17 protein-coding genes are annotated in these 20,595 nt (G+C 42.8%); all 17 read right to left on the reverse strand.

The features are described 5' to 3' along the window. Positions 1-18 precede the first annotated feature (18 nt). On the reverse strand, positions 19-1,605 hold the full coding sequence (locus MKY14_RS08955) for an extracellular solute-binding protein (protein WP_076129851.1): 1,587 nt from the start codon (positions 1,603-1,605) through the stop codon (positions 19-21). A gap of 87 nt (positions 1,606-1,692) precedes the next feature. Further along, complete coding sequence (locus MKY14_RS08960) at positions 1,693-2,556, reverse strand: carbohydrate ABC transporter permease (RefSeq protein ID WP_076129850.1); 864 nt, start codon at positions 2,554-2,556, stop codon at positions 1,693-1,695. A 30-nt stretch (positions 2,557-2,586) separates the two neighbouring features. Beyond that, positions 2,587-3,561 carry an ABC transporter permease gene (locus tag MKY14_RS08965; protein ID WP_339168332.1) on the reverse strand — a complete coding sequence of 325 codons (975 nt, stop codon included), beginning with the start codon at positions 3,559-3,561 and terminating at the stop codon, positions 2,587-2,589. Positions 3,562-3,756: 195 nt separating this feature from the next. Continuing rightward, positions 3,757-5,988, reverse strand: coding sequence for an AraC family transcriptional regulator (locus MKY14_RS08970; RefSeq protein WP_339168334.1), 2,232 nt, complete (start codon positions 5,986-5,988; stop codon positions 3,757-3,759). Between the two features lie 223 nt (positions 5,989-6,211). Next, positions 6,212-6,829 carry a glycerol-3-phosphate acyltransferase gene (locus tag MKY14_RS08975; protein ID WP_339168336.1) on the reverse strand — a complete coding sequence of 206 codons (618 nt, stop codon included), beginning with the start codon at positions 6,827-6,829 and terminating at the stop codon, positions 6,212-6,214. Then, the gene (locus tag MKY14_RS08980; protein WP_340976346.1) at positions 6,829-7,920 is read right to left on the reverse strand and encodes a glycosyltransferase; all 1,092 of its coding nucleotides are present in this window, start codon (positions 7,918-7,920) and stop codon (positions 6,829-6,831) included. The genes MKY14_RS08975 and MKY14_RS08980 overlap by 1 nt, the downstream gene beginning before the upstream one ends. Before the next feature lie 65 nt (positions 7,921-7,985). Then, the gene (locus tag MKY14_RS08985) at positions 7,986-9,188 is read right to left on the reverse strand and encodes an MFS transporter (protein WP_340976347.1); all 1,203 of its coding nucleotides are present in this window, start codon (positions 9,186-9,188) and stop codon (positions 7,986-7,988) included. A 10-nt stretch (positions 9,189-9,198) separates the two neighbouring features. Continuing rightward, complete coding sequence (locus MKY14_RS08990; RefSeq protein WP_339168341.1) at positions 9,199-10,236, reverse strand: ROK family transcriptional regulator; 1,038 nt, start codon at positions 10,234-10,236, stop codon at positions 9,199-9,201. Positions 10,237-10,422: 186 nt separating this feature from the next. After that, the gene (locus tag MKY14_RS08995; RefSeq protein WP_339174542.1) at positions 10,423-10,938 is read right to left on the reverse strand and encodes a GNAT family N-acetyltransferase; all 516 of its coding nucleotides are present in this window, start codon (positions 10,936-10,938) and stop codon (positions 10,423-10,425) included. Between the two features lie 2 nt (positions 10,939-10,940). Next, the gene (locus MKY14_RS09000) at positions 10,941-12,143 is read right to left on the reverse strand and encodes a Gfo/Idh/MocA family protein (protein WP_076301590.1); all 1,203 of its coding nucleotides are present in this window, start codon (positions 12,141-12,143) and stop codon (positions 10,941-10,943) included. Continuing rightward, positions 12,140-13,000 (reverse strand): metallophosphoesterase family protein, encoded by an 861-nt coding sequence (locus MKY14_RS09005; protein ID WP_076217815.1) that lies wholly within the window; start codon positions 12,998-13,000, stop codon positions 12,140-12,142. The genes MKY14_RS09000 and MKY14_RS09005 overlap by 4 nt, the downstream gene beginning before the upstream one ends. 12 nt (positions 13,001-13,012) lie before the next feature. Beyond that, positions 13,013-13,849 carry a carbohydrate ABC transporter permease gene (locus MKY14_RS09010; protein ID WP_076183151.1) on the reverse strand — a complete coding sequence of 279 codons (837 nt, stop codon included), beginning with the start codon at positions 13,847-13,849 and terminating at the stop codon, positions 13,013-13,015. A gap of 84 nt (positions 13,850-13,933) precedes the next feature. Further along, the gene (locus tag MKY14_RS09015) at positions 13,934-14,824 is read right to left on the reverse strand and encodes a carbohydrate ABC transporter permease (RefSeq protein ID WP_339168345.1); all 891 of its coding nucleotides are present in this window, start codon (positions 14,822-14,824) and stop codon (positions 13,934-13,936) included. A gap of 104 nt (positions 14,825-14,928) precedes the next feature. Beyond that, positions 14,929-16,305: an ABC transporter substrate-binding protein gene (locus MKY14_RS09020; protein WP_339168347.1), complete on the reverse strand. Its 1,377-nt coding sequence runs from the start codon at positions 16,303-16,305 to the stop codon at positions 14,929-14,931. Between the two features lie 33 nt (positions 16,306-16,338). Then, positions 16,339-17,226: a DUF6923 family protein gene (locus MKY14_RS09025; RefSeq protein WP_076182490.1), complete on the reverse strand. Its 888-nt coding sequence runs from the start codon at positions 17,224-17,226 to the stop codon at positions 16,339-16,341. 138 nt (positions 17,227-17,364) lie between these two features. After that, a complete protein-coding gene (locus MKY14_RS09030; protein ID WP_076301593.1) occupies positions 17,365-18,219 on the reverse strand; it encodes an AraC family transcriptional regulator in 855 nt (284 codons plus the stop codon). A 183-nt stretch (positions 18,220-18,402) separates the two neighbouring features. Then, positions 18,403-20,514: a glycoside hydrolase family 52 protein gene (locus tag MKY14_RS09035; RefSeq protein ID WP_340977038.1), complete on the reverse strand. Its 2,112-nt coding sequence runs from the start codon at positions 20,512-20,514 to the stop codon at positions 18,403-18,405. Positions 20,515-20,595 lie beyond the last annotated feature (81 nt).

The raw sequence follows: 20,595 nt of genomic DNA on the forward strand, positions 1-20,595 counted from the left end.
ACTAATCAGCGAACGCTGCTATTTACGATCTGCCAGCACTTTATTTACCTCATCCGTTACTTCCTGACCTCCGGCCTTTAGCCAGCTATCCTTGAAATTATCAAAATCTTTACCCGTGTTCGCTTCTCCTGTAATTGCTTTGATAACAAACGTATCTTGCAACGTCTTCAGATTGCCCCAATACTTGGGTTTGCTTGTTAATACGGCTGGTCCCAGTACATCTAGCAATGGTGTAACACCTGGAGTGATCTTGTCTCTCAAATCTAGCAATTCTTGTTTTACCGTATGTTTTTCCATTGAAGTGTCTGTGGAGCTAAGTGGATTATAGAAATTGCCCGCTCCCATCTTCGGAGCACTAACCTCTTCATCCGCTTTTGGAATGGCAAGGTCCCCTTCCATATCATAGCTCACACCCAATTGACCGAAACCTGTCAGCAGAAAACCTTCGGAATCCGTAGACACATATTCGAGAATTTCCATAATCTTATGACGTTTCTTCTCATCCTTTTCGAGTTGAACACCGAACAATACTGGCGCCTGTCTTGCACCATACGCGAAAGAATAAGCAACGCCATCTGGAGCTGTAAACGGCTTGCCAGGCACGAATATTTGACCTTTCTCTAGACCAGGTTTTGCGACAAACCCAGATTCTTTATAAAAATTGCCCCACTTCCCGTTATCCACCATACCCACTTTTTGGTCAGCAAATTTAATATTGATTTCGTTATTATCACTAGTTATGAATTCAGGATCAATCAGACCTGCTTTGTACCATTTGCTCAATAACGCCAATGCTGATCGCGTCTCTTCTGTAATGCCTCCATAAACTACGTTCCCGGAAGCATCCTTTTTGAACTGATAAGGGGAAACAGCAAATGCTGAGAAGACACTTGTGAACAATTGCTCTGGAAGCTTGCCGCGGCCGATTAAACCGTAAGTATCCTTCTTCCCATTTTTGTCCGGATCTTCATTAACAAATTTGGTGAGTACATCCTCAAGCTCTTCCAATGTCTTGGGTGGTTCTGAGTAGCCAATATTTTTCAGCCAGGCTTCATTATAGCCCGGAATAAATCCATCAAGACCACCTGGCCAAATTTTCGGGATCCCCCAGTTTTTTTCGTTGTATAAGCCTACGCCCCATGCCCCGGAATCAACCGAATCCAATGCTGCTGCATATTTCGGCATCAGGGATTCAATTTCAGCCTTATCAATCGTCGCAATAATCCCTTGATCTGCCCATTGCACCATATCCGTTTCGTTTGCATCGACCGGGAAGATATCAGGAATATCTCCAGAAGCTAGAAGCACTGAAAATTGTTCTTTCCAAGTTCCACGTTCCAATTTAATATTTTTGATTTTCACATTAAATTTCTTCTCGAGCTCGGTTTGCACATAGTTACCGTCTTCTTCTGGCGTATTAAAGTTGTTCGCCCAAATAATTTCAATCGGAGCTTCAGCTGCTGATGCCCCCCCTTGACCTTGATTCGTCGGCTTCGTTTCGTTAGTGTTATTATTCGCCGCATTCCCGCCGCAACCACTCATGACAAGTGAAGCCGATAGGGCTATCGCAGCAATTTCCAACCATTTCTTGGATGTATGCCTCATATTCTTTTATTTCCTCCCTTTTTTTGTTCATCTATATATTTAGACAGCCCGCGGATATAGCGGACTGTTTAAACCGTTCTGAGCCTTCTAACCCTTAAGTGATCCAACCATAATTCCTTTGACGAAGAAACGTTGCAGGAATGGATAGATCATTAATATAGGCAGCGCTGTAAACATAATAATAGCCGCTTTGACCATTTCAGGAGCCTGCTCATTGGTAGGAAGTGGTAACATCGGATCTCCTTCGGCTGAAATAACAAGCCGTCTTAAGAAAAGCTGCAGTACAATCTTTGATTGATCCTGCATATACAACATTGCATCAAACCAAGCGTTCCAGTGCCCTACTGCAGTCCATAGGGCTAATGTTGCTAGAACAGGCTTCGACAGCGGAATAACAATCGTAAATAAGATCCGCATATCATTAGCCCCATCTATTTTAGCTGAATCCTCCAGTTCCTCCGGTATACCCATAAAGAAATTTCGCAGGAGCAGAAGATTAAACGTGCTGAGCAGGCCGGGGACAATATAAACCCATAACGAATTTATAAGTCCCAGACTTTTGATTAGCAGATAGGTAGGGATAAGCCCGCCGCCAAAAAACATCGTTACGACAATGAACATTGTATAAAATCCCCGGTGCGGCAAATATTTACGAGATAGCGGATATGCTCCCAGTGACAGAAACACGAGTGTCAGAACTGTTCCTACAACTGTGCGGAAAACCGTATTCCCCATCGTTTGCCAGACCGTATCTGTTGTCAGTACACGCTTCCAAGCAAAGAAGGAAACTTCTTTGGGATAGAAATGAATTCCCGGCCGTAGTGCTTCCGCAGGGGTGCTAAACGATATAGAGAGCACATGCAAGAAGGGATAAATCATCGTAATACAAAGAATGATTACAAATAGGATTAGAAAGACTTGGAATACTTTTTCACCAGTGGATAGCTTCAATTGTAGTTACTCCTTCCTTACATTCATTCATTAATAAAGACCTTCCTGCCCCATTTTTTTCGTTATGAAGTTAGCAAATAACACCAGGATAAGACCCACCACATTTTTAAATAATCCAACAGCCGTCGTTAGACTGAACTGAAAGTTTTGCAGACCTATCCGGTACACATAAGTATCTAACGTATCCGCCACCCCATATACAGCTGGTGAATAAAGTGTTAAGACTTGATCGAAGCCAGCATCCAGCACACTCCCTACCCGAAGAATAAGCAGAATAGCAATCACCGGCAGGATCGAAGGAATGGTGATAAATAACGTTTGTTTCCAGCGATTGGCTCCGTCCAGAACTGCAGCTTCGTACATTTGGGAATCGATGCTTGCTAATGCTGCTAAGTATATAATCGTTCCCCAGCCGATTTCCTTCCATATTCCTGACATAACGAGCGTAAAGCGGAAATATTTCTCGCTGCCTAAAAAGTAAATGGGATCAAAGCCGAGCCACTGAATAATATAATTGACCACACCGGAATTCGGAGATAACAAAGCGATCAATATCCCCCCAATAACGATCCAGGATAAGAAATGGGGTAAATAGGATATCGTCTGTGCAACCTTCTTGAAGAAGGAAAACCTAAGTTCGTTAAATAACAGAGCCAATATGATCGGTGCAGGAAAACCAAAAATGATATGGTAAAAACTGATAATAAGCGTGTTCTTAATGATTTTCCAAAAGTCGGGTGAAGCTGTGAACAAATATTCGAAATGCTTTAAGCCGACCCAAGGACTTCCCCAAATTCCATCACGAATAAAATAATCTTTAAAGGCCAGTTGAATGCCATACATCGGGCCATAAGCAAATACGGTATACCAGATGATCACGGGAGCTAGTAATAAGAATAAATATTTGTTTTTTTTGTATTGGCGCCAAGTATGTGTCCACCTCGAGACTTTCGGCTTAAGATTCTCTCCCTGTTTTTGAATGCCAGCAGTGCTTGCCGGGTTCATAGTTGTTTTCTCCTTCCGAATACGATTTTGCGTTAAGACTGTGTCTGAACACCCCTTACGTTAGGGCATTGTAAGCGCTTTTTCTATTGTAAATTCATTAAAATCAGTAAATTATCTTCGTATTGGGGCTATAATTTTTCGAACAAAAGAAAAGACAATCGCGAGACGATTGCCTTTTCCACATGGATTGGAGAATTATGCACTTGAATGGTTCGAATGGTTTGCATTGCCTGCGTTCCTATACTGGACCGGTGTAACTCCGTAACGTGTTTTGAATTTGTTGTGAAAATATTGCGGGTTACGATAACCCACCTGAGCAGAAATCTCAGCCACGGACAGCTGCTTTTTTTCTCTTAATAAATCAGCCGCCTTCTCCAACCGCACTCGGGTTACATATTCAGTGAACGATTCATTCATAACGGTTCCGAACAAGGTAGAAATATACGATGGCGCCAACGAAGCAACCTCAGATAATTTATTTAGCGATAAATCCTCTTGAATATTATCATCGATAAAGATTTTTAATTTATGAATGATCTCTGTATGTGCGTGATTTCCTGACTCTTGAATATAAGCTGTAATTTGTGCCGATAAATCACGAATGGAATCAAGGGTTTCGGCCAACGTCTCCTTTTTGAACTCATCGAACAGACTGGAAGGCGAAACGATTTGTTGCAGATCAAGCTCAATAATGGTCTGATACAGGACCGTAACCAACTGAAGCAGGCCTAACTCAACCGTCTCCAATTGGACATCACCTTTCTCCATGACCCTTTGGAAATCGTCCATAAACCTGTTCATCGTAACGTCATTGCCCGCCTTTAAGGCATTTTTATAAAGATCAAAAGAGAATAAGTGTGGCGTAACATCGTTAAGCGGGATATGTGAATACCGCGCAATAGCTTCCGAACCATAGATAAACCGATATCGATAGGCATGTAAGGCATTTTGATACGAAAAGGGGATTTCTTCAGGTGCCTGAACCTTCGATCCAAGCGCTGCTCCAAAGTGTAGTTGCTCAGGCAACACATTTTTTATAAGCTCCAGTTCCTTCAATAATAAAAGCTCCAGCTCCTCGTGATCCTTATTCAACTCACTGAAATAGATAAGCGCCGCTTCCTGGGTATTTAAGCTGACGAATTTATAAAAGCTATAGGCAGCATGCTGTTCATAAAAAGCCCTGAATTCCTCGCAATCTCCCTTAGTTATACGAATATAGCTAGTCATGTAATGACATTGCAAAGGTAAATAATCGTAGTAATCCGAGCCAACGCCTGCACCTAATACCAGATTTTTTAGTTCATTCACTTTAGCTTTAGATTCTAAGGTTTCGATTTTTTGACCTAGCTTTGAGATTGTACTACCAATAATAGCGAATTCATTTTGCGAATAGTTTACGGTGCCTGGATGATAAAAGCTGCGAACATTGTTAACAAGCTTCTTCATCGGAACATATACACGTTTGGAAATCAAATAAGCGAATAGAAGCCCAATTAACAATACCAGGATACAGCTGACAAATATTTGGCTCTTCAGCTGCTTTGATGAGGATACAAATGAATTCATAGGCCGTATTAATACGTATTTCCATTGATTATTCGAGGTTTGGTCATTTTTAAAAGACAACACATATTTGTCGCGTTTATTATAATGAATTTCCTTATTATTCCTTGCTGACTTCATCCATTGCTTAGCAGTCTTAAGCCCCTCTTCGACGTTCGAGCCCGTATGGATAATAGGGCTGCCCTTTTCATCAAAAGCATATAGCTTTTCCATCGGCGAGCTCATCGTGCTGGAAATCATTTTATTGATGTATTCTAAGCTAACGTCAATGTACATGGTGCCTGTTGATGTTTTTGATAAAGCACCATAGGGAAGGGCGATTGCGTAAGTCAACACCTCTTCTTCATCCGATAACGTTCTATATGTCCAGCGGTTTAAGGCTGGTGTCACTGAAGTTTTCAAGAAGGAAGCATCTGGAGAATTGTCCAGCTTCGAATAAAATTGGCTGTTATCGATGATATAATTTCCTTTCTCGAAGTATGTGGATATTTTGTAAACGCCTTCATTAGTAAGCTTGAAAATTTCGAGATCCTTGCGAAAAGCTAATATTCTGCTCGTATTGCCTTCCCATTCACTGTCCAGTAAATAATTCAGCATAGACTGATTTTCTAACGACAAGGTAGACACTGCTCGGTTGCGGATACTGTTTTCGTATTTTTGCAGCAGCGTATTCTCCACAAAATCACTTGAAGTCATCAGTCGTTGCTTACTGTCTCTGGCAATCTCATCCACCATTAAGCGATTAGCCTGAACATACAGATAACTGCCCACAAGTCCGATTAAAACAACGGCTAATAATGTGAATGAAAAAATCAGATGGGTAAACCATGTGCCTCCATTTCTTACTCTGCCGCCGATCTTCATCACAAGCCCCCCTTTAGTTCATAACCCTATCTCTGTAACTTTCTAAATTGAAAGCATTTATAATTAAAGATACTAAAATGCACCAACTTTAGCCATTATAAAATCTTCTGTTTAAAGATAACGCATCTTATAAAACCGAAAAAAACAGGCTTCCCCGAAATTAATCGCTGGAAACCTGTTTATTAACCTATACAAAACATCTATCGCGACAAAGAAAGTAACTTCAATGCCCCCGCTCCCTTTTTGAATATTCCTTCACCCATGCAATCCATTCTAACCTGTGCGTATACATAAGGATCACAAAGCTCCCAAACCATACCCACAGGATAGGAGCAGACCACTTACTGATGCCCAAATAAACAAAAAGGAGCAGCATTCCGCTAACCACTTGCACACCATCCGAGACAGGTGAATTCCCTCTGCTTTTGTACCCGCTGCCGAGCACTTTCAACACTGCCAGGATAACTGCTAATGCTAAAGAGGCCTTGAATCCTGTCAACGCGCTCCATACCCCAAAGGTTACGGCGATCGCCTTCCCTCCTTTTCCTTTAAGAAATGGAGAGAAGGCATGACCGGCAATAGGAGCTAAGGCTAGCGGAATAATGAAATAACCCTGACTATAATGACTTTCCATTACCCATAAAAGAGGCAGATATCCTTTTAAAAAATCCAACAACACCCCAAAAATTCCGAATTTATAGCCAGATGACTTCCATAGATTCAAAGCACCCGGATTACCGTCGCCAATGTCTTTCAAGTTCTTTTTACGCGCAAGACCAAGCCAATAGGAAAACATAAGAGATCCCGACAAAAATAAACCCGCGACCCACAATATGATCATTAGTCCCTAGGGCCTCCCACCTGGATCTGCCTTCCTTTCCAGCTTACATGCCTCAGAAAAACGACCTGATATATCGAATAAAGCATAATCAAGATAAAGAAAACAGTTGCCACCACGTGAAATACAGGAATAACGATGCCAAATACACCTACATATTTTATAAAATAAAAGAGCTGGAACATATAAAGGAGATAACCGATCAATAAAGGCATAAACCATGAAGTATTCGCAAAAATAAACACAGTTTCTGAGATGATGAGTCCGATCACCCAAAGCGCGATTGGAATAATTGTCCGCGGGCTTAACGTTGAGGTGCTTAAGACAGCCCCTTTACTGAAGCCTTCAATCTCACTTTTTATCCCCTTCGGATACATACGAAAAGATACTAAGCCATAACCGATAAAATTTCTAATGGGAACACCTGCAGCGATAAACTTCTCTCCTAAAGACAAATCATCCAGCACTTCAGATCTAATGCTTTGATGGCCATTAACTTTTTCATAATCCTGCCTTAAAGCTAGAATACACGAACCGTATAATCCTTTTTTAGCGTTATTCTTTTCAAAAACAGAGGTGAATGTGAAGATCCCCAGCATATTCATGATTAAGGCAAGTTTCTCAAACAGCTTTTCTGTATGATGAAAAGGAACTACCGAAATGACACCTTTCGATAGCTCCCTTGCTTTTAATAATGAGGCCAGAGCGTTAGGCTTTAACCGGATATCTGCATCAAGAAAAGCAAAAATATCGCCCGAGGCTTGTAAATACCCATTCCAGATTGCCCAGCTCTTGCCCGTCCATCCCTCAGGGAGACTGCTGTTGGCATTAACCTTAACTCCATAGCTTTCGGCAATTTCCTTGGTCCGATCCTCCGAGAAATCATCCACAACAATAATTTCATAGGGGGTAATGGTTTGGAGCTGGAGTGAGTCGAGCAGAAAACGCAAATTGTATTCTTCATTTCTTGCGGGGATAATGATGGACAATTTCTCCGGTCCTTGAAAATGTTCGTGATCGGCGGCCAATATATTCTTTCTAAACAATATAAAACCGGAGAGACATCCAACACCTATAATAATTAACAACCACATTTACAGCTCCCCCCTCCTATAGCTATATATATGAAGGGTTAGTCCGTAATATATTCAATTCAAATTTAACCGACATTTACTTTTGCTGAGTATTGATTAAGCTGTTCTGTACACAAGAGCATAACGATGGCGAAAAAAACGATCATTGCAGGAAAAATACCCAGCGTGAATTTCGAAGCTAATAAGCCGATAAAAGGCGGCATCAGCGTGGTGCCAGTATAAGCTGTTGCCATCTGAAAGCCCATAATCGACTGAGCATGTTTCTTCCCGAATCGTACAGGGGTTTCATGTAGCATACACGGAAAAATGGGGGCTAACCCTAAACCTATAATCATAAATCCTACAAGTGAAACTATAGTTGGAAGCGGCAATACTAACAGTATCGTACCGATTAAAGCAATGAGCTGGCCATATCGAATTAGCTGTTTATTACTCATTTTAAAAGTAATGAAACCCGTCACCATTCTACCAAAGGTAATCCCTAGATAAAAAAATGATACCCATGTCGCTGCAGTTGATGCAGGAATGTCTTTAATGTTTACAAGAAAGCTGCTCCCCCATAAGCCCATACTCGTTTCGATGGCAGAATAAAATAAAAAGGTTAACATTGCTAGCTTTACCCCTCTTAATTTCCATGGTTTTGTGTTCTCTGCGGCATGCTCTAGCTCCGGATGGTTGAACTCAGGATCACTTTCAGCATTCGGGTGGTTATTGCTCCCAGCCACTCTATCCCATAAAGGCAGTGTAACGAATAGAATAATGACTAAGCTCAATTGTATGTAAGCAACCGTAAGATAACCTTGCCGCCATAGACCTTCTCCAGAGATAAAAGAGCCCATAATAATAGGACCCAGCGTGGCGCCCACTCCCCAGAAACAGTGTAACCAACTCATATGATGGGCTTTATAATGCGTAGCCACATAACTATTTAATCCGGCATCTACAGATCCCGCACCTAAACCAAGTGGAATTGCAGCAATAATTAACCAGACTAACGAAGGTGACCCTGCAAAACCAAGCAACGCTACAGCAGTCATGATACAGCTAATAAGAGTCACTTTCCCTGTACCAAAACGTTTAAGGATAACACCACTCATTAAACTGGACACAATTGTCCCTACTGCAATAACCATCGAAAGAATTCCAGCAGTACCTAATGAAGCATTTATGTCCATTCTCATCACTGGCCAAGCGGAGCCAAGCAATGAATCCGGCAAGCCTAAACTAATAAATGCTAAATAAATAATAATAAGAAAAAAAGTTGCCATAGTTATCTCCTTAATTGTTCTCATCTATTTGTTGTGAAACTAATAAGCCTAATCCAAGACTTTGTAATCCATTCAGATAATCACGTTTCAAGTTACTTACCGCTAACGCTGGAAGATGCTCCTTCGGAACGTATGTTGCACTCCGTTCATAGATTTGATTAAGCATGGCTGGAGCTAATTCATCCTCACAAAAAATAATATAATGCGGATTCAAAATAGAAGTCATAGTAGCCACTAATCGACTAATCGCATCCACACTATGATTCGATTGCATATTTGATCCACCAGGATCTCCAGTTAATGCCTCTATGAAATTTTTATGATCATACTGTGGCAAAAATTGAACTTCTCCTGAAAAAAACGTCTTTCCTCGCACGATTTCACCATTGACCGCGATCCCAGCCCCCGGACCATTTTTCCCTAAATACAGATACATTAGAGATATATTCTCTTTCAAATTTCGTTGCGTCATATAGCCGATTACAGCGGCATTCATATCATTTTCCACGATTGTCGGAATAGATAGTTGATCTTCTATGTGTCTTTTCAAATCTAAATTCTGATATTTCTCATAACCCGGAATCAGAAAAATCTGCCCATGATTCACCGCACCTGGAACTCCAATAGCCACAGAATGGATTTTAGGATTGGCCTTTTTTTCATTTTCAATAAGCATGACCAGTTTACTAACATCTTCCTCAAGAATACTGGGCAAACTCCCTTCTTTGATTACCTCCCCAATGCAATTATAGATGGTATAATTGCTTTCATTTTTTTCCAAAAAAATAGCCATCCCTAACCGATAATTCGGATTATAGGTGTATCTTATTGCCCTTCTTCCCCCACTTGACTCATCCAGACCGCTGACCGTTATTTCCCCTGCCTCTTCCATCTGCATTAGAAATTTACTTATCGTTGGGAAACTGTATTGCAATTTATGGCTTAACTCTGCCTTCGTTGCTTTTCCTAGTTCTAATAATGCTGTTCGAATATTTCGGATAATTTCAGATTTCATTTGCTGTGAAGGAAGTCGTTTCTCACTCGCCATGGCTCTCCCACCCTCTCACCTATAGTCATACTGACTTATTAAACGCATTTAATAAGTCAGTATGACTATAGCAGCAATTAAACCTACCGACAAGTTAATTCTTGAATCAAGTTTCTTCCGTAGGTGCCAGAATGAAATAAGGAGGCGTATAGCCCCCCTAATCCCTAGCATTAATCATTATTAAAATCAAAGCCTTTGCAGGATTCGTTCCCATCTTCCAGGATGGCTCTCATCCAAGTACACCGGCTGAAATCCTAATTTCAAATAAATACGGATGGCGGGCAATCTGAAATCATCGGTTTCTAAAGAGGCTGCCGCTCCACCTGATTCTCTTATTTTGTGCAAAACAGCAAGACTTACAGCATAACCGAGGCCTTTGCCAGAATATTCCGGAAGCACTCCAACCATATGCAAGTACCAGCGCTTAGGGTCTCCACTGCCTAATTCCCAGGCCGTAGCTGTCGCTACAGGCTGATCCCCGCGGCAAATGAACAACAAGCGATCAGAATAAAACGGCACATGAGTACTGATTTTATCTACGAATTTAACTTCCCTTGTAAAAGAATGGCGTATAAGCTCTTCCCAGTTCCGTTCATCATCCGGCTCGAAATGACGAATTAGATACCCGGTAGGACAGAGAAAAGCAGGCAAGTCGGACAGTATATCTTTTTTCATTACAAGTTTGGAAAGCGCCTGTTCCACCGTCAAATTCTCACCTTCGATCTAAAATCAGGAAAAGCTATAACTTTCCCACCCATCTCTACAGATTCCATAGATAATGTAAACACAGAGCTCCAAGTAACGGCATCATATACGTCCACCGAAGGGGTGCGATCCTCCTGAATCGCGGAAATGAATTCCTCAAGCACCATAAAATCACCTCCGCCATGTTTCGTCCCAGCAGCGTATTCGCCCCATTTTTTCCATGTTGGATGATCATAAAGTGGCTGATAGCTGCTTAACGGCTCCCACAATTCCTCTCCATCCTCTATATTTTTGGGCGAAAGATTCCTGAACCAGATCAAATCTTCCTCTTGCTGATGGCGGCCCGTAATATACGCCCCTTCAGTTCCTTGCAGCAAATAATGAGTTTTATTATGAGGTCGTACAGAGCTCCAATCTACACGCAGCTCAATCAGTACACCCTTTTCCGTTTGGATGACCGCAACCGCACTGTCGCCTTGCCGCCAGAAACCTTCACGCGCTGCCGGATGATCTTTTCCATAATGCTCTCCAAAATAATATTGTAAGGATCTTGATTTAGAAACAAAAGTCGAGATGCTTTTTAATCGATCTCCATCAGGCTTATTGAGATTAATCCATTGGGCAACTGGACCTATAGAATGCGTCGGATAATTGATCCCGTTATACTGCTGATGTAATTGCCCCCGCCAAGTCAGAGATCCATCCGGATGATGAGTCAAGTGACGTAAATCATGGATGTATCCGCCTTCCAGATAAGTAATTTCACCGAACATGCCTTGATCCGCCATATGTTTAATCGTCAGATTGGAGCGCGAGAAGCAGTAATTTTCAGACATCATATATTTAAGTCCAGTTTGTTCAACAGTTTCGATAAGCTCCCAAGCTTCCTCTAAAGATTGGATCGAAATCACTTCGCTTAGGACATGCTTACCCGCTTTTAAAGCATCCATAGATTGTCTGGCATGCAAATGCATGGGGCTTAAGATAAACACCGCATCAATTGCCGAATCTTTTAACATTTCATGATAATCCCGATACGTTCGGATGTCCGGAAATTTCTCTTTCCATTGATTAAGAACCCACTCATTCAAGTCACAAGTGGCGGTCAGATGTATCCGATCCGATAGAGAGTATAGTGCATTCATAAAACTGGCCCCGCGATTCCCGCCTACGATGGCTAATCTTACTGGCTGGCGATTCATTGCTGGTCCACCTGCTTTCTGTCCCTTTGAAGTCGATTGATGATTAGTTCCTGATCTCCCGCCTCCCCTTCAGCCTGCGGATATTTTTCATAATCAAAAATGCTGAGGGTAAATAATGAAGACCATTTACTTAATTGCTCGCTCGCCAGACTCACCATCTCTAACCGGATCTCATCTTCAAGCACAGTGAGAATTCGAGCAGCAGGAATATCCAGAATGGAGGCCGTTTGAATGAAATGCCAGTTTTCTTGTCTAACGATGGAATGTACATGATTATGGCCGTTAAAATAAAAACCCACACCTTGCCACTGCTTCAATATCGGCCAAATATCCAAGCTGGGATCCAGTGACATCATCGGTTCGGTTGATCTAGCCGTCGTATTATACAAGGGATGATGGCCAAAAACGAATAGTGGCTTATCTGTAGTCCGCTTCATTTGTGCTTCGAGCCAGGCTAACTGTTCATCATCAAGCGTTCCGCTCCAATCGTCACGATTTTCCCGTGCGGTATCCAGCAATATAATGATCGCATGGGTCTCTTCAATCACACTGTATCGCTGCTGCCGGGTGACGGAAAGGATTTCTTGCTTAGGATAAGTGTACGTATCATGATTGCCAAGAACATGTAGAAAACGCCTGGAATGCTTGCTGTCCTTAATCTTACCCATGATATAATTAAATTCGCTAAATTCTCCTGCATGCACCATATCTCCCACAGAAATATGATAATCGGCTGGGATGGACAAAAATAGATTCATAAATTGCTCGTAAAAAGCATCTCGTGCCTCTTTAATCAAAACCTTGTTGTTTAACAATTCGTCCGGATAATGTAAGTCTCCGATAATCGCCAGCCTCATAAATGCCTCCTCCTAACCTTTAATGCCAGAGCTCATAAAACTACCTATCACTTGCCGTTGGAACAATAAAAATCCAATCATTAAGGGTGCCGAGACAATCAGCGTAGCCGCGCAGACATCAGACCACTGTGCGCCTGATTCCGTGGCTTTTGCGAACATCGCCAATCCTACAGTTAACAAGCGATTTTCCTCTGAATTGGTTACAATTAACGGCCACAAGAAATCATTCCAATGAAAGCTGACCGACACGATGGCAAAGGACACATAAATCGGGCGTGACAGTGGAACATAGATTCTGGAAAGAATACGCAGCCGTGAGGCGCCTTCCACCCGGGCAGCTTCATCGAGCTCATAGGGTAATTGCTTAAAGGATTGTCTTAAGAGAAACACTCCAAAGGAGGAGGCAAAGTAAGGCAGCATAATCCCCAGCTTGGTATCCAGCAGACCCATTTCGTTCAACACTTGATAGTTGGAAAAGATAAGAACATCCGGCGGCACCATAATTTGCACCAAAAATAACAGGAACAGCAGCTCTTTTCCAAAGAAACGTACTCGTGCGAACGCATAAGCAGCCATTGTCATCGTAACGAGTTGCACAGCTAGCACAACACCGCACACCAGCAATGTATTCATTAAAAATCGTCCAAAAGGCGCTCCATTCCAGACATGAATCAAATTCTCGAACGTAAAGCCCCAAGACCAGCCCGAATCGATAGCGACGTCTTTAGGTAAAAAAGCCGTTCTGACCACCCATAGGAAGGGAATGATCCAGACCGCGGCAAAAGTAAATCCAACCGCATGCCATAGTATCTGCTGGATTCGGCGCTTCGTTCTTTCTGAGTTCAACATACGCTCCTCTTCTAAAGCTTTACGTGTATTCTGCCTTAATACTAAGGGCAGCTTTAATGGATTATCCTCCATGGAATCCACCTCCTATTCATAATGGATTTTCCGATCCCAGCAAAAAAACTGCAAAGAGGAAATCAGGAGCAGCAACACGATCATGACCACCGTCATCGATGCGGCCATTCCTTGATCGTAGAAATTAAAAGTGGACTCGTAGATATAATAAAGCAGCAGGTTGCTTGCATTGTTCGGGCCGCCTTTTGTCATAATCCAGAGATGGTCAACCAGCTTAAAGGAATTCGTTATCGCCACAACAGCCACGAACAATGTTGTTGGCATCGTGAGTGGAATTGTGATTCTACGAATGGAAGTGAACGTACTGACTCCGTTTACTGCAGCCGCTTCATATAAATCCTTAGGAATCTGCTGCATTCCTGCTAAATAAAAAATCATAAAATATCCGGCTTCTTTCCAAATCATCATGATGACTAATGCGCCCATCACTGTATCAGGAGTTCCCAGCAAATTCATAGGCTGATCCGCGATCCAAGAAGCCAATCTGGCGAAAAGACCAAAATGAGGGGTATACAGAAACAACCAAATGTTCGCCACCGCGATCATTGGGATCATATTCGGATAGAAAAAGGAAAGACGTGCCAGTCCCCGCCCTTTTATCGCTTTGTCGGCAAACAGTGCCATCAAGAAAGCCAAAACTATTGAGGTTGGTACTGTGCCAAGAGCGAACCATATATTGTTACTGAACACCTTCAAAAAAACATGGTCATGCAATAGATTAGCGTAATTCTCAAATCCTACGAACAAAGGCTCAGGAGTTGCTAAGTTTTTCTCATAAAAGCTGAGCCAAAGCGATTTAAACATAGGGTAATAAGTAAACAAGCAAAGAAAAAGCAGCGACGGCAACACAAGTCCCCAGCCGAATCCGTTTCGTCTAAGCCTCTCACTCCATCCGGCATTCATACCATTCAATCCTTCCCTGTTAAAGGTTTCTATGATTATTGAATAATGGAATAACGCCAGAACATGCTACCAAGGCTGTCCTGGCGTACCCCATACCTTAATAATTACTTATTGAAGGGAGCTAGTGCCTGATCTGCTTCTGCTTGCGCTTTTTTGAGCGCACCTGCGGCATCAATCTCTCCTGCCAATGCCGCTTGAATCTGATTCGTTATTGCCGTCGATACTTTACCATGATTATGAGTGGATAATTCCCGGAACGCATATTCCAGCTGGTCTCTTGCAACCAATGCTTGCGGGAAATCCGCCGTATATTTCTTCATTGCATCTGTATCATAAGCGGATTTTCTTACGCCAACATAACCGGATGAGCTGCTGAAGAGGGCCGCCTGTTCCGAAGCCGTCATGTATTTGGCGAATTCCCAAGCTGCAGCTTGTTTTTCAGGAGAGCTGTCCTTGAAAATATACAGATTGCCGCCACCAGTGGGTGATCCAAATTGTTTTTGTGCAGGTGGGAACGCTACACCGAATTCGAATTTCGCATTATTTTTTACATTGGTTAAATTGCCACTTGTGTGCATCATCATGGCTGCTTTACCTTGAATGAAATCCGTTGGAACCGTAGCCCAATCAATAACACCTTCCGGCATCGCCTTATATTTATGGGACAAATCCAACCAGAACTGCAATGCCTCCACATTCTCCGGTGTATCAAACATCGCTTTTTTGCCATCAGAAGACATAATGTTTTGCTTCGGATCAGAAGCATTTTGCCGAGCAAGCATTTGAAACATCCAATATGAATCATCATTGCCCGGAATTTCCAGCCCAACGTGACCGTCTTTGTTCAGCTTCTCAGCATAAGTTACAAGCTCATCCCATGTAGTGGGTGGCTTCTCTGGATCAAGTCCTGCGGCTTTGAACATTTCTTTGTTGTAATACATAACAATCGTGCTTCGCTGAAAGGGCAGGCTGTACGTTTTACCTTCAGACTGAGTATCTTCCACAAAGGCGGGATAAAAGTCTTCCATTTGAATATTCGTGTCCTTTGCAATAAAATCATCCAGCGGAATGATTGCATTCATATCGAGCATACTGTACAGCTCTGTTGACATCATGACCGCGACATCCGGTGGCTGTTTGGCTTGTACACCCGCTTGGATTTTTACGGTATTATCACCGTAATTGCCTGTGTACACGGGATTAACCTTAATTTCCGGGTGCTGTTCCATGAATGCATTAGCCATCCCATCGATTACTTTAGTAAGAGGCCCCCCCACATTAACCGGATAATAAAAGGTAATCTCCACCGGCTTAGTAGCTGGAGTCTCTGTGGATTCAGGAGTTGCTGCGATTGCTGTAGGCTGAGCGTTATTAGTTTTCGCTTTGGCTTCAACTGTACTGTTATTGGCTTGACCGCAGCCCGCTACTGCTAGCATGGAAATGGATAATAGCGTTAGAATGGTTTTGGATTGCTTTAGCATTTCTGTTAGCCCCTTTTTTCGCTTGGATTTGAATTAGAATGCATAATGGCGAAAGTTCACACTAATACGATTTGAGCCTACATCAAGAATATGAAGCTGGGCACCATCAGCGGTGGGCAATACAGCAATTCCTTGAGCCTCTGTACCACTAGGCAGATTGCGATCAAAGGCCACAGATACGTTTCCAGTCTCCGGATCAATCTGGTAAACCGTTTGGGTCGCGTTATCCGTAGAGGCATATAGAATACCGTTGTACACTTCGGCACCTTGAATTCGATCAATGCTTTGGGAAAGTGGAACGGTTGTGATTACATGCATATCGTCGAGGCTAAGGACATTCAAGACGCTTGCATTACTCCACTGAGCTGTATAAACCTGACCGCGAGCGGCATCCACCGCTACCCATGGTACACCGCCAATATGCAAATTCAGCGGCAAAGCATAGGATGTGCCTGTATATTTCAAAGTGTTCACATCATAAAGGGCGATGTAAGGATGCTGATAGTTTTTACCGTCTTCAATAGGAGCGTATATTTTACCGTTATAGTAGGAAATATCACCGATATGGTCTCCACCTTGAGAGGCAATCTCCAGTGGAATAGCCAATTCATTCCTTGCTTTTACGGATTTTCCATCAAGTCCAGTCCGTAAGAGCCCATACGAGGAATTAAAGATCCATGAATTCCCGTCTGTAGCCACCCCTTGTCCTCTTTCAAGAGCATCTAGTAACCAAAAGGTTTGCTTGGATACTTCATGCCATCCAGCAGTGATCATTGAATCTGAAGTTGACTCTGCGCTGGACTCTACCACGGTGTTTACTAGGTTATCCGGTCCGACAGGTGTGGCAGATGCTACTAAAGATAAAGAACTGGTCGTAAGTACCCCCGCGCAAATCAGACTGAATAATCTTTTTAATCTCATGTTTTCTCTCCTCCTAATAAGGTTGTAGTTCGGCATTTGTACGCCTTACTTCAACCTTATTATAGGAGCTGGCTGCAGCTCTCTAATTGAACAAAACACTTCATTCCTTGAATAAAACTCTCATTTACAAGAATAAAATTAATAAACCATATGATTAGGCTTGGAGGCGCTTTGATTCGCATACAGCTTTGGGGTTAGGCCGGTTTCTCGTTTGAACAATCTAGTAAAATGTCCTTGATCGGCGAAACCCACCTGAGACGCAATTTCCTTCAACCCAATTTTCCCGGAACGAATAAGAAATTTAGAACGTTCGATTCGCAGCCGGATTAAATAGTTATGGGGGGTATATCCTGTCTGTTGTTTAAAAATCCGAATAAAATGTGATTGGCTCATATTAGCCATGGTTGCGAGATCAGTCAGTTGAATCTCATCTTCCAACCGCTCACGCATAAATTGAATGACCTGAAATATCTCTTGGTTGGCGGGCGTTTTACTGTTTGAGTGCAGGGGGATCACAGAAGAATAGTGTTGTAACAAATGAATAATTAACATATTCGATAAAGAGTCACTGTATATTTTCCCTTTGGCACCGCCATTCTGCAATTCCTCCAGCATCCAAAGCCCTAATTGCAGCAGCTTGGAATCCTTGACATGAAATTTGCGGTCCAATTGGATATGTCCTTCCTTCAGATAACCTGATTCACGAGCAATCTCTTCGATGACCGCTGGTGTAATTTCAATTTTCAAAAAATAGAGCGAGGTTCTGCCCCAAGGACAAAGAAGGCTCTCATTACAAGGGATAATATGAATGGTGTAATAGTTTTCGTAGTAGGTTGTGCAGTGAATCCCAATTAAATATTTTGACTCCGAGGATGGGGTGAAAGCTTGCTGCGGGCTATACCATTGTGAAACCTGAAGCTTATCCCAACCATAAGTATCGCTTGCAAGAACAGGCTGGGTAGTGGTAAAGGACGATTCTTCCATTTCTCTCATATTTCATCCCCCTTTTCCCCTCAATATAACAAGCCTATATACGCTCCGCGTCAATGAGCTGTAAAAGCTATATTAATTTCCTCTCAGCTTCGATAGGTGATACTTCGAAACAGCAAAAAAGAGGGGTAGCCCCCTCTTAGTATTTTTGCATATTCCGTTTCTACTTATTGAAACTATCTACTCTTATTTCTCATCCAACCACAAAATCGCTGTAACGCCACGCGGATAATATTTACTGCCCGTGATCTCACCGGAAATAATCTGATCGCTCCAGCTCCAGATGGAAAGCTCCGGATGGGTGAGCCAAGCTACGTGGGCACGATCCGCTGCCGCTCCCCGTTCCTCCCATTCCAGTCCCAGAATGCTGCGGGCGATGAATTGGGAGAGATAGATTTTACTGAGCCAGCTATTATTGCTGGTTGAAGAGATTTTCCAGCCTCCGTCTTCGAATAAGCATACTCCCGGCTGTAACACCGCATGCAGATGCTTGTCGAGTGCGCCAATATAGGCGGCGAACCGTCCATTACGATCAAGAGCTTCTTTGCAGCCTGTAAAGTAAGGGAAGACAAGGCCTTCGATAGCCGGAATGATCTTGGAGTCATTGCCTTCTCCAATGACAGCCGGAATATACCCGTCTGCTGTAACACTTGCCACCATTGTTGCGGCGCATTTTTCAGCCTGATCCCCTGCTGTTTTGGACTGTTCCGCACGCCCATGCTCTGCAAATATTTTCTCCATAGCCAAGTAAGCAGCCCAGCATTTTCCTGCAAGATAAATATTGTTACGAGCCTGACCTAAAGACACATCCAGACTGTCATACGTAGTAATTTCGGCTCCGCCCATCGTACGTGAGCTATCAAGCCCCATGACACCATTTCTTTGTTCAGGATCTGGATGATCGCGATTTACCATGCTATCCAGGCATTTCTCCATAATACTCAGATTACGTTCCATCCAGCCCCGGTCACCTGTATGCTCTACATAAGTTGCTGCACTCAGCACCCAGTTAACCAATTGTTCATGTGTCATATGTGAGAAACAACCATCAATGCCATAGACCTCATAAGCAGAATATCCCGGACGTGAAACTACGTTGGCTACACCCATATCATGTGTGAAGCTAATTCCACCTGGATACTCTGTATCCTCACCCGGGAAACGCACCGTATCTTCGTAGCTGAATCTTTCCACGAACATATCTAGTTCATTACGTACAGTCCAAGGATTCAAACGCAGCTCATAAAATAACTGATCGACGGTAAGATCAAAGGTATTCATCATCCGGTATTCGCCTTCGTTGACGATCCAAAATGGCTTATTCTTGTAGTCCAGCAATTGCGTGGAGCCATAATAACTACGAATCGCATGCGCTAACATAAAGGTTTGATCTGCGGATAGGTCATCATGAGTAAATCTATCGTTAGCTTGCTCCGCTTCTTGCTTAAGGATATCAAATCTAGCTAATGCATATTCAGCCACTGCCTCTATATTGTTGAAATAATGATTGTAGTAATAAGAAGCATCAATTCCTGAGGTGACATAACCTGAACGGTGAAAACAAATAGCAAAGCGGTAAGTTTCTTTTACTCCGGCTGGAACATCCATGATCAAAGCGCCGACTCGTCCCAGTCCAAAGGTCCAATTCTCCTGCAGCTCCTCCGTTAGAATATCCTCCATCGTGAAATGCAGTGCGGACTTTGCAGTTCCTTTTTCCGCAGCAATCGCAATAAATTTTCCTTGGCCAACGCCTGTAATCTCCGATGATACATCATCCAGTCTTCTCATTCCGCTATACACATCTGTTCCCTGAAAACCAAAGAATGCACGGCGCGAGGTGGTGGATGAGGAGTTGTCCACTTCGAGTTCAACCAGCACTGCAGGCAGCAGCACATCCTTCATTTCTTCTATAGAGGCAGTTTCTGGATCCGGTACAGAACGAACGGGGGACAGAATCCGTAAGGTCAAATCACCCGCACTCCAGCTGTCTGTGGCTACATGAAAATCTCTGGAAATCTCATTCTCTTGAAAAGGGAACAGAATATTCTCCTTATCAGGATTAGGATCCGGATTCTCAATATCATAACGTTTGCTTTCGTCCTCACCCCCGATTTCATGAAATGGCAGTGTATCATATCCCTTCCCGTCAGCACGTTCTAATCCTATGAATATATTTTGTCTAGGTGGTTTTCCAATCTCCAGATCGAAACCTCCACTAGCTCCTTTGAATCCTAAAGTGAAACTCGCAAATGCACCAATCGGTGAATGATGGGCATTAAAAAATTGATTATGCGCCATAAATAATAACACTCCTTCCAGCATGGTCCCGGATACCTCCGGGCTATATCTCCATGTTATCGATCTTTCCGGAAGTACAAC

The sequence above is a fragment of the Paenibacillus sp. FSL R5-0887 genome, assembly GCF_038002305.1.
GTDB lineage: Bacteria > Bacillota > Bacilli > Paenibacillales > Paenibacillaceae > Paenibacillus_AQ > Paenibacillus_AQ odorifer.